This is a genomic window from Microcystis sp. LEGE 08355 (assembly GCF_015207185.1).
GTDB classification, from domain to species: Bacteria; Cyanobacteriota; Cyanobacteriia; order Cyanobacteriales; family Microcystaceae; genus Microcystis; species Microcystis panniformis.
Map to the genome: position 1 here is coordinate 1 of NZ_JADEXI010000104.1, position 10,862 is coordinate 10,862.

Here is a 10,862-nt window from a genome sequence, read left to right on the forward strand (position 1 = left end):
TCGGGACATATAAACAGTTATAAGGTTGGTCAGGGTTGACCTATTAGATTCAGTCAGGGGACTGAAGACCTTACTAGGCGGTTATTTCAGGTATTTCAACCTTATTTCATGCCTAAACGTTTCGCACAAATCCGTTGAGTATGCGCTACATATCAGGACAGGCAAAAGACAAAAGGCAAGAGGCAAGAGGCAAAAGCGGGAATAAATAATCAGTCTTTAATAACCAGATTTAGTATAAAAACGGATTTGGTATCATACCAGCTGCAATGTGGGGGCGCAAAGCTCGCGCCCATAATGTTCGAGAAATAACAGGCTGATAGCTTAATGCTATAAATCTTCTTCTACCAAAGCCTCAACCCGTCCTGTTTTAACCGCATCCACCAAAGCGGCGTGATCTCGTTCTGTCTGATCGGCATAAGCGATCGCAAATTCGCCCATGGCTAGATCGAACTGATCTCCTTTCCCCAAATAACCGCTAATGGTGGCCGCATCTCCAGATTTAGCGTGGGCGCGGGCCAAGGTCCAGCCACAGAACTCGGCGTAGCGTTGCAGTTGGACGGCCGATACTCCTTCAATGGGTAGGGAAAACTTCATATCCCGCAGTTGCCGTAAATAGAAGTCGTTGCCCCCTCTTCCCTTGGTCCAGCCCAAAAATATGTCGCTAGAGGATTGCATCAATCTCTGGCCTGTAACTACCCGTTGTCCCTGATTTTCGTACTGGCTCTTGGCGGTATAGGGTTCGAGAACCGAAGGGCAAGCCTCCTTAACTTGTAGGATGAGGGGATGGTTATCTTCCGAGAACAATAGGGCGATATAACATCTGGTGCCGACACTGCCAATGCCCACCACTTTCAGGGCAAAGTCCTCTAACTGGTAGCGATCAAAGAGGACTCGGCGTTCCTCCGGCAGGGATTGGCGATAGTCTTCCAGACCCTCGCGCACGATAGTCTCCCAATCCGGTTCGTTGACATGGTAGAGAATAGGCGGCTGATCGACAAAGCGATTGCGTCCCCCGGTTTGGGTGACGATCTTGGGGTAGAGATGTTCGATGATGCGCTCGCGGGCCTTTGTCATCATCTGTTCCCGCAACTTCCGCGTCTTTTCGTCGGGAGCCATCTCGATCGCCTGTTCTGCTCCTATGCGCGTGTACCATACCTCTAAGGGACTGAGGCGAGAATATTCCCGCAGGTGTTCTCGATAGGAACGAGCGCAATCGATCGCCGCTGCCTTCGATTCTCGATCGGATAGATCGCTATCCCTGCCGGCGATGACAAAACTGACCACGAGACGCTTGAGATCCCATTCCCAAGGTGCGGGCAGGGTTTCGTCGAAATCGTTAATATCGAAGACTAAATTGCGTTCGGGGGTGGCAAAAAATCCGAAGTTCAAGAGGTGGCAATCTCCGCAGGCCTGCACGATAATGTCAGTTTTGGGAGTGGTGGCCAGATCGTAGGCCATCAAAGCAGCGGAACCGCGCAGGAAGGTAAAGGGACTCCGCAACATCCGTCCGTAGCGGATGGGAATCAATTCCTGTAATCGCCCTCGATTTGATGCTTCAATGATTTCGATCGGCTCCCGACCAGCTGCGGGGGGTTGCCAGATAGCGTGGCTAGAACGCGGCAATCGCTCCCGCAGGGATTTACCGATCTGGATGCGTTCTTCCCGTGAACGGAATCGAGCTTGAGAAGGTGAGCGGATCGGGGTTTCTATTTGGTGGTTCATAGCGACTTTTTCCCCTGAATGAGATTACATCCCTTGCTGTTAGATGACTAAATGAATACAAGCAATAGGAAATAGATAAGTCAAGACTGATGGTTCCCCTTCTTGGATAACTTTCTAACATTTCCTCCTGTAGAGATAGCTTCTGATGGTCGGTTCAACAATTAATCTTCACTCGCCTCTTATCCGGGGAAGATCAACATTATCGATGATAGATTTTTTTCGGGAATGGCTATCTCTTAAATTTGCTTAACTTTTAGCCCAATGGTTGCCCTACTATTTCGATTATATCTTGCTCAAAAATTGCTGGCGGAATGCTCGTAACAAAATTTTATCTAATGGTCAGCCTTCAGCCAGGGGCTAAAATCTCGCTCTTTTGTCGGGAAAAGGGGGATATATTTCAGGTTAAAGGTGAAAATTTCCCCCTTGCCCCACTTCTGTAAGAAGTTTTCTGTTTATTTTTTTGGGTAATGATTTGGTAGTAAGCTAAGACGTATTTAAACCGCTTATTCTTAATGATCAGCCGAATCTCTCTCAATCCCTTTACTGTTGCCTCTTGCCTGATCTCAACAAGCAATTTAAATTATGAACAGCTTATTAGTTTAGGTCTGTGAACCGAGAATTTCCCCCTAGATTGTCTAGAAATAAGCGGTGAAAGTGTCAATCTTGAGCAGGGGATGATGGGGGTGAGTTACGATGTTGACATCCTCGCCGCCCTAAAAGTGCGGCGATTCCTAAACCTCACGATTTAAGTTTCTGCTTCCACCACCGTCGCATACCACAGTTAAAAAACCATGTACTGTCTTACACAGAGTCCACAGACTTTCGCCCCATTTCAGAAGCCCGATTCCGTGTGTCCCACGGTACGTTGACCGCCTATAGCTTCTTGTACTTGTTGCGCGCGACTTTTTACCCGGCCAAGCTTTTCTGGTCGGAACCCCCTAAGCCGAGTTTTCAAGGTGCTGCGCCGTCCACTTGGTTTTCGAGACTGGCCTTTTAATTCTAACGTAAAGCCAACCTAGAACGGCGGGGTTTCAGACCCAAAATTTCCGATGAAACGCTTCGATCGCTTTTTCTAGAGTTGGATAAATAGGTTCGGTCGAGATCATCTCGGATAGGTCTCCCTTTTTTAATTGGTGATATAAATCTTGCTTCACCCGTGCCATGGCGAAAATAATACCACGGCCGATTAATTCTCGATGTAATTCTTTGAGCATATCGACCGCCGTAATATCGATATCTAGAATCGCTTCGGCGTTGAGAACGAACCACTCGACGGGGGTTTTCTCGTCCTCGATCGCCGCTATTGCCCGTTTCCGAAAATTCTCCGCATTGGCGAAACAGAGGGGCGCATCGTAACGGTAGAGAACCAAACCGGGGATCGTCGTCGCACCCTGCCAATCCTCGATATCGTGCAGACCGGCGAGATTCGGCACTTCCCCCAAAACCGCATCGTGCGGCCGCATCAGTCGCGTGAACAGATCGACCACCGATAACCCCACAGCAACGCCTACCCCGACGAGGATATCGGTGGCCAGGACACCGAACATAGTCACGAGTGCCAATCGGAACTCACTGGTTTTGAAACGACGCAGACGCTTGAACTCCGAGATCTCGATCAGACGGAGCGCGGCGTAAATCACGATCGCCCCCAGGGCCGCTTTCGGAAACTGGGAAAGCAGCGGGCGTAAGAACAAAAGTACCAAAATTACGATCAAAAAAGCCACGAGGGAAAACAGTTGCGATCGACTGCCCAGAGAATCGCCGATCGCTGTGCGACTGCCGCTACTGCTGACGGGAAAGCCTTGCATTATCCCGTTGCCAATATTCACCGCTCCCAGCGCAAGTAATTCCTGATTGCCATTGATGCGATAGTCGTTTTTCGCCCCGAACGCGCGCGCGGTCAAGACGTTATCGGAATAGCCGACGAGGGCGATACCGATGGCCGAGGAGAGTAAATAGACGAACTGCTGGGGAGAAAAACCCCTCGGTACTTTCAAACTCGGTAAACCGGCGGGAATTTCCCCGATCACGGCGATGCCGCGCTCGTTCAGCTGGAACAAATATACTGCCGATGTCGCCAGTAGAACCGCGAGTAAAGGACCGGGGGCATTGGGAAAGCGACGTTGTACCAATAGCAGAAAAATTAAAACACCGGCGGCGAGAATCAGAGTTGGTGGGTGAATCTCGGATAAATGTTCGGAAAATTCCCCGATCTGTCCGAAAAGCGATTCGGCTTTTAGTGACATCCCGCTAATTTTTCCCAACTGACCGACGATCATGATCACCGCTACCCCGGCCATGTAGCCGACGAGGATCGGTTTGGAGAGGAGATCGGCGAGAAATCCCAACTGGGCGAAGGCTCCCAAGCAACAGACGATCCCCACGAGTAAGGCCAATAGACTACACAGACTGGCGTAGTTGCTACTATCCCCGGCGACGAGCGGCATGATAGCGGCGGCGGTCATTACTGCCGTCGTCGATTCCGGCCCGACAGAGAGTTGTGGCGAGGAACCGAGCAGCGCATAGATGAGCAGCGGCGGTAGGATCGCCCATAATCCGGCGATCGGTTGTACTCTGGCCAGTTCCGCGTAGGCCAGACATTGGGGAACGAGATAGGCCGCCACGGTGATCCCCGCGATGACATCTCCCTGCAACCAAGCCGAGCGATAGGAGCGCAGACGCTTTAACCCGGGTCGGGAAAACCGCTCCCTAGAAAAATTTAATCGAGTCGCCATCCTCACTCTTCTCCTGTCATCGAAGTTCGGCGTTGTGGGAATATTGGTGGCAAGAAAGCGTTAAATATCCGTGAGTGGGAATGTCTTTTTTGCGGGACTTTCCATTCAAAAGCTACCTCGACCTTTAGCCCTGACGGAAAACTTTCCTGTCGGCCAGTGATCGCCTTTTTGATCGCCTCTCCAGAGGGTTATCAATAAGAGCGATCGCTATTTACAGGCCATTACCGCGATCGTGTAGGCGTTATTATTCGCTCCGTTAATATTAAAATTAATCTGATAGGGCTGTCTACCCGTGGGTGATTGGAAGGGTAAAGAATAGGTTTCGCCCCGTTTCATTTCGACATTTTTCTGGAAGGCGCTATTGACTGAATTATCGGCATATTTGAGATTGATCGTCACTCCGTATTTGCCATCGTTTTCGGGAACCATTACTCCCTTAAAAGAGGCAAATTTCACCCCCGAAGGAACGGCGAAATCGGTGTTAAAGTTCTTCTTTCCTATGGCATCGATCTGTTTGCGGATCCGGGTCTGATTAGTGGCTACTTCCTTGAGGTACTGACAGTTTTTCGGAAGTTCGGTAGCCTTATCTTTAGTAGCGGCAACAACCCCGATCGAGGTTAGTCCGAGGATTAAAACGACCGAGAGAAGGCTGAAAGTTTTTGTCAACATGATAGTTCTTCCCGTTGAGTTTTTCTAAAATTGGCTCTTCGGGGACGATTAAAGATAATTAAGCCTTAATTGTCCCGCCTTGACTTTTTCCGTGACCAAAGTTCTCACTAATTCCTGGACTTCCCCCATATAAACATACTAGCTATGGCTAAAAGTCTTACAGAGCCTGAGTTAAAGCAATACAATACTAATGGACTACTGGACACAAAATCCTGAAGTCCTTACGCAGACAGGGTTTGAAGCAAAAATTTTCCCATTTGACCCTTCGACCATTATAGCTTGTTTCGAGGCAGAAAACCAGTAAAAACATGGCTACAGAGGGAACGCTGACTCTAGAGATTGATGACACTATCTGTTACCATCAGGTTAGCGATCACTATACAGCCAACTCTACGGAATCGCTCTACTCCAGATACAGTCAACGGTACAGCCATTTTCAATGGGAAAATGTACCCAGTGGTGGCTTGTCAACTTTTTCTGAGAAGCCCCAGGCAGTAAGGGTTTTGTTAATTTTTTAGTATTTCTGTATGGGGTAAGTCCAGTAATTCTAATTCTTGGCGCGGGACTTGGTCATGATCGCTCGCAGTGGAGCGAGTTCTCCTGTTTCTTCTGGGGTTAATTTTTGTGCGTCAACCCGTGAGATTTTCATGGAATTGCTCCTCGTTTTTACTCTCCGAACCAAACACAAACCCCGCTCACATACCCAAGAAAGCTAGGATTCAATATTTACCTAAAATATCAGTTTGAAGGAACCCTCGGTTTTACCTCGGATACCTTTTCAAAACAGGATTTAGTCTTAGATGCGATCGCCTCGCTCGCTCCTTCCCAGGGCTTGACATAAATCCCGCAGTAATGTTACAATGAGGGACTGGCTTAAGCCAAAGACAGCAGGTGCGAAACAGCTTAAACACCCTGCCGAGGTCAAAGCGAGAAAACAGCAGCCAAAAAGACTAAAGAGAGATATTTTCTGTCTTGGTCGTGCCTGAACTGAATTCTCTCCACTCAACCCCGGCGCTACAAGGGGTTGTTTTTGCGCCTCTGGAACCGATCCCCCGCATACAGGAGGTGAACAAGGGATGGGGAGAAGCAGAGAAAGCAAGGGAGTAATTCTAGAGGAATTAAAAACCTCCCTTAGCGAAGCTCAATTAACGATGGTCATCGACTATCAAGGTTTAACCGTCGCCGAAATCAGCAATCTACGCCGCAAATTGCGCCCCACGGGAACGATTTGTAAAGTCACCAAAAATACTTTGATGGGCTTGGCGATCGCTGAAGATAGTGGCTGGGAACCGATGAAAAGCCTTTTATCGGGAACATCCGCCTTTCTGCTCGTAAAAGAGGATATCGGTGGAGCTTTCAAGGCCTATCAAGAGTTCAAAAAAGAAAGCAAAAAAACCGAATTGCGCGGCGGTGTCCTCAAAGAAGGGACCAAAGGTCAACTGTTAACAGAAGATCAGATCAAAGCGATCGCCGATTTACCGTCGAAAGAACAGTTAATCGCTCAGGCCGCTGGAGCAATCAACGCCATTGCCACCAAACTGGCCCGCAGCATCAACGAAGTTCCCGCATCTTTGGCCCGTGCCGTCGATGCCGTGGCCCGTCAAGAAGAAAAAGAAGCGGCTTGACACCGCGCCAATCAATCACTTACAAACAATTAGGAGTCTAACCCATGTCTGCTGTAGCTGAAATCTTAGAAAAACTGAAAACCCTTACCCTCTTAGAAGCTGCGGAATTAGTCAAAGGTATCGAAGAAACCTTTGGAGTTAGCGCCGCCGCTCCGGCCGGTGGCATAATTATGGCTGCCCCCGGGGCCGCTCCTGCGGCTGCTGCTGAAGCTGTGGAAGAACAAACCGAATTTAACGTCGTTCTCGAAGAAGTTCCCGCCGACAAGAAAATTGCTATCCTTAAGGTAGTACGCGAATTGACCGGTTTAGGACTCAAAGAAGCGAAAGACCTAGTAGAAGCCGCTCCCAAAGCGGTTAAAGAAGGCACTAACAAAGATGATGCCGCCGCCATCAAGAAAAAACTGGAAGATGCTGGGGCAAAAGTTAGCGTTAAATAGGTGGCCACTGATTCTGGGGATGTAATCTACATCCCTGGACAAGCCGAAAAGCTCATTTCCTGATACTATAGGATTGTCATAGCAATCTTGTAGGATGTCCAACCATGGAAAGCGTCGCTTACATTTTAGTTTTAACTATGGCTTTGGCGGTAATTTTCTTCGCCATCGCCTTCCGGGAACCTCCCCGGATTCAAAAGTAAATTTCTTCACTCCGTTTAACTTAATAATTTTCTTCCCTGAGCCGCCCGCTTGTCAAAAGCAGGTTAGCGGCTCTGGTTTTCGTATTTAAAGGCTTAAATTAAAGGTTCCCCTCGCCGAGCGCCTCCTATGCAGTGTCCTAATTGTCAGCATACCGATAGTCGCGTTTTAGAGTCCCGTTCCTCCGAAAACGGTCAGAGCATTCGTCGTCGTCGTGAATGCTTACAGTGTAAATATCGCTTCACCACCTACGAGCGCATCGAATTCGTGCCAATCACGGTGATTAAAAAAGATGGTAAACGGAAATCTTTTGATCGCTGCAAACTGCTGCGGGGGATCGTCCGCGCTTGCGAAAAAACCGGCATTCCCCACTCAAGATTAGAGGCGATCGTCAATGATATCGAATCCCGTTTGCAGCAAGACTCAAAACGGGAGGTGACAAGTCAGGAGATCGGTCAATTAGTCCTAGAATATCTCCGGCAAGAATCGGAAGTGGCCTATGTGCGCTTTGCTTCGGTTTACGGCAATTTTCAGGGAATTAGAGACTTTATCGCCGCTTTAGCTCTGCTGCAATCCTCCGAAATCGAACGCGCCTATCCTTCTTGGTCTCCAGTGGAAGAAGCCAGCGTGATCACCTCGTCTTAAATAGGGTTTGCGGCAAAAAGTTTTTCGGTGGGGGCAGGGGGGGTGTAGGGTTTTACCCATTTTCAGGGGGTCAATTACCTAATTTTCAGGGAAAAAGTCCTGGAATTTTCCCCCCGATCACTCCAATAGGCGGTACTTTTGGATTTCAAAAAGGTCTAAAAGTCTTATCGAACAATGTTTTTAGATTTATTCAGCCAACCCTAAATAGTTCCCGATTCAGTTATAATGAGGATCCCTTGTGCTATTTAAAGCCCAAGCTCTGGTTAGATTCTTAAAAGTCATTCTTAAGGCGGATTGCCTGCAAGAAAGCCGGATGCGGCAGTTCATCCCCTAGGCCCTACCTAGAAACTAAATTAGGAGGCATCTCCTTGATTTAGAAACTGTACATCACATAGGAGGAAAAACCTACGGAAATTCCGAGGCCCAAACAACGTACATGACCACCCAAAAAACCGCAAACAAAAACATAGGCTTTACCCATGAAGATTTTGCCGCCCTTCTAGACAAATACGATTATCATTTCAGTCCGGGAGATGTTGTCGCCGGGACTGTTTTCAGCATGGAACCCCGGGGAGCACTCATCGATATCGGTGCTAAAACCGCCGCTTTTATCCCCGTGCAGGAGATGTCGATCAACCGCGTCGATAATCCCGAAGAAGTTTTACAACCCAACGAAACCAGGGAATTTTTCATTCTTACCGACGAGAATGAAGATGGACAGCTAACCCTGTCGATTCGTCGCATCGAATATATGCGCGCTTGGGAACGGGTGCGTCAATTGCAAAAAGAAGATGCTACCGTGCGCTCGAATGTTTTCGCCACTAACCGTGGTGGAGCATTAGTCAGAATTGAAGGTCTTCGCGGCTTTATCCCCGGTTCTCACATTAGCACCAGAGAAGCGAAAGAGGATTTAGTCGGTCAGGAATTGCCCTTAAAGTTTTTAGAAGTGGATGAGGATCGCAACCGTCTGGTTTTAAGTCATCGTCGCGCTTTAGTGGAACGCAAGATGAACGGTTTAGCCGTGGGACAGGTGGTAATCGGTTCCGTGCGCGGAATCAAGCCCTACGGTGCTTTCATCGATATTGGTGGAGTCAGTGGTTTACTGCATATTTCCGAAATCTCTCACGATCACATTGACACCCCCCACACGGTTTTTAATGTCAATGATGAGTTGAAAGTGATGATTATCGATCTCGATGCCGAAAGAGGTCGCATTTCCCTCTCAACTAAACAATTAGAACCAGAACCGGGAGATATGCTCAAAAATCGCCCGTTAGTGTTTGAAAAAGCGGAAGAAATGGCGATTAAATACCGAGAAAAACGTCTAGCGGAAGCGGAAGGCCGGACTGTCTCGGAAGTAGTCGCAGAAATCGAAGTTCCTCCCGCCCTGGAAGAGGAAGATTTAGTTCTCGCCGCTGCCGAGGAGTAGGTCAGTTATCAGTTATCAGTTATCAGTTATCAGTTATCAGTCATCAGATTTGAGTTTTAAGTGTACAGTATTAAATAGAAGTTTCCTACTGTCTTTTCACTGATTACTGATTACTGTTTACTGATCCCTGAAATGTCGTTTAATTTTAATCTTCAGACACTGCCGATAAATCCTGTAATTCCAGTCATCTCCTCACTAATATTGGCATCGAGGAAACGATCCAAATCATCAAAAGTGGTTCCGTAGGTAATGGTGCTATCGTCGTATCCTTTCAGACTGACGGTATTTTGCTCAAAAGCTTGGTGGAGATAGGGTAAACCGATGAGATGACTGTAGGTAGTGGCTCCGATGGCTAAATCCCTACCTATTTCTTTAGTGGCCGACTCTAAACGAAAAGCGGCGTTGACCGTATCACCGATCGCCGTATAATCTGGATGTTCACCGCTGCCAGTATTGCCGACCATGGCATAACCGGTATTCACTCCCGCACCGATGCGTAATTTAAAGGGTAAGGGATATTGTTCGCTTAAGGCGCGGGTCATCTTGTATATTTGCGTAATTGCTTGGAAAATTTGCAAGATATCGTCTTGATTGACTTCCTGTTGGCCGTGAAACCAGATGGCCATGATCGCATCACCAATATATTTATCTACCCAACTGCCGGAACTGCGGATAATACTCCCGGCATGGCGAAACCAATTGCCAATCAGAGAAGAAAGCACTTTTTCGTCTAATTGCTGGGTTAAAGCCGTAAAATTTCGTATATCTACCACCATCACCGATGTTAAGCGACGTTCATGGACGGTGGAGGTGAGGGTATCCCATTCTAAATTGTGCGGTTGCTTGCCTATATTAGTGGGAGTAGGACGATAGAACTGCACTTCGGTTTTGCCAAAGGTGATCCGATCTTTGTCATGGATAGTCCCGGGAATAGCTACCCTTCTGCCATTGACAAAAGTTCCATTGCGACTACCGAGATCGATCAGATAAAAATCTCCTGTTTCCGTGGATTGTAAAATAGCGTGATTGCGAGAGATACACTGATCTTTAATCACGATAGCGTTATCTTTGCTCCGTCCGATTGTCCAGTAAGGTCTCCCCACGAGAGGGAAAAAACGCTGTCCCTTCTCGGTATGGAGTAGTAAATAAGGATTTTGTCCTAGTATATCCACGGTTACATAAGCGGCAATATTATAGATGGAGGTGACTACACATTATATAGCGAGATTCCGCACATTTTCATCTATCTAATTGACATACTCCCACCGTCAAGCTACGCTGTGACGGGGGATTCTTGACCTATCACTATCGGAAATTCCTTGCTCGACGAGACAACTTAGATTCTCAATGTCTCCACTGAAAATCTTTCTTGCCGGACTCTCCCCCCCCCCTTCCCCCTCTC

The 10,862-nt window shown here is 47.9% G+C and carries 9 protein-coding genes and 1 other annotated feature; of the genes, 5 read left to right on the plus strand and 4 right to left on the minus strand.

The genetic code is table 11. From position 1 onward, the window contains the following. Positions 1-327 precede the first annotated feature (327 nt). The 3 genes from IQ242_RS07650 to IQ242_RS07660 form a co-directional block, all read right to left on the minus strand. The gene (locus IQ242_RS07650; protein ID WP_193959548.1) at positions 328-1,722 is read right to left on the minus strand and encodes a DUF2252 domain-containing protein; all 1,395 of its coding nucleotides are present in this window, start codon (positions 1,720-1,722) and stop codon (positions 328-330) included. 1,031 nt (positions 1,723-2,753) lie between these two features. Beyond that, entirely contained in the window at positions 2,754-4,457 is a 1,704-nt protein-coding gene (locus IQ242_RS07655; protein ID WP_193959549.1) for a solute carrier family 26 protein, read from the minus strand. A 207-nt stretch (positions 4,458-4,664) separates the two neighbouring features. Beyond that, positions 4,665-5,126 carry a hypothetical protein gene (locus tag IQ242_RS07660; protein ID WP_193959550.1) on the minus strand — a complete coding sequence of 154 codons (462 nt, stop codon included), beginning with the start codon at positions 5,124-5,126 and terminating at the stop codon, positions 4,665-4,667. An 860-nt stretch (positions 5,127-5,986) separates the two neighbouring features. After that, positions 5,987-6,104: a sequence feature (ribosomal protein L10 leader region), on the plus strand. 98 nt (positions 6,105-6,202) lie between these two features. On the opposite strand from IQ242_RS07660, the gene rplJ reads away from it, so the two are divergent. The 5 genes from rplJ to IQ242_RS07685 all read left to right on the plus strand — a co-directional run bounded on the left by rplJ (position 6,203) and on the right by IQ242_RS07685 (position 9,460). Beyond that, a complete protein-coding gene (gene rplJ / locus IQ242_RS07665) occupies positions 6,203-6,751 on the plus strand; it encodes a 50S ribosomal protein L10 (protein ID WP_002737633.1) in 549 nt (182 codons plus the stop codon). A 44-nt stretch (positions 6,752-6,795) separates the two neighbouring features. After that, on the plus strand, positions 6,796-7,188 hold the full coding sequence (rplL, locus tag IQ242_RS07670; RefSeq protein WP_008206399.1) for a 50S ribosomal protein L7/L12: 393 nt from the start codon (positions 6,796-6,798) through the stop codon (positions 7,186-7,188). A gap of 104 nt (positions 7,189-7,292) precedes the next feature. Beyond that, positions 7,293-7,388, plus strand: a complete 96-nt coding sequence (locus tag IQ242_RS07675; RefSeq protein ID WP_071823417.1) for a photosystem II reaction center protein T — start codon at positions 7,293-7,295, stop codon at positions 7,386-7,388. A 127-nt stretch (positions 7,389-7,515) separates the two neighbouring features. Continuing rightward, entirely contained in the window at positions 7,516-8,031 is a 516-nt protein-coding gene (gene nrdR, locus IQ242_RS07680; RefSeq protein ID WP_193959551.1) for a transcriptional regulator NrdR, read from the plus strand. 436 nt (positions 8,032-8,467) lie between these two features. Further along, on the plus strand, positions 8,468-9,460 hold the full coding sequence (locus IQ242_RS07685; RefSeq protein ID WP_002757124.1) for a 30S ribosomal protein S1: 993 nt from the start codon (positions 8,468-8,470) through the stop codon (positions 9,458-9,460). A 152-nt stretch (positions 9,461-9,612) separates the two neighbouring features. On the opposite strand, the gene IQ242_RS07690 is transcribed toward IQ242_RS07685, so the two are convergent. Continuing rightward, positions 9,613-10,632 (minus strand): adenylate/guanylate cyclase domain-containing protein, encoded by a 1,020-nt coding sequence (locus IQ242_RS07690; protein WP_193959552.1) that lies wholly within the window; start codon positions 10,630-10,632, stop codon positions 9,613-9,615. Between the last annotated feature and the right edge of the window lie 230 nt (positions 10,633-10,862).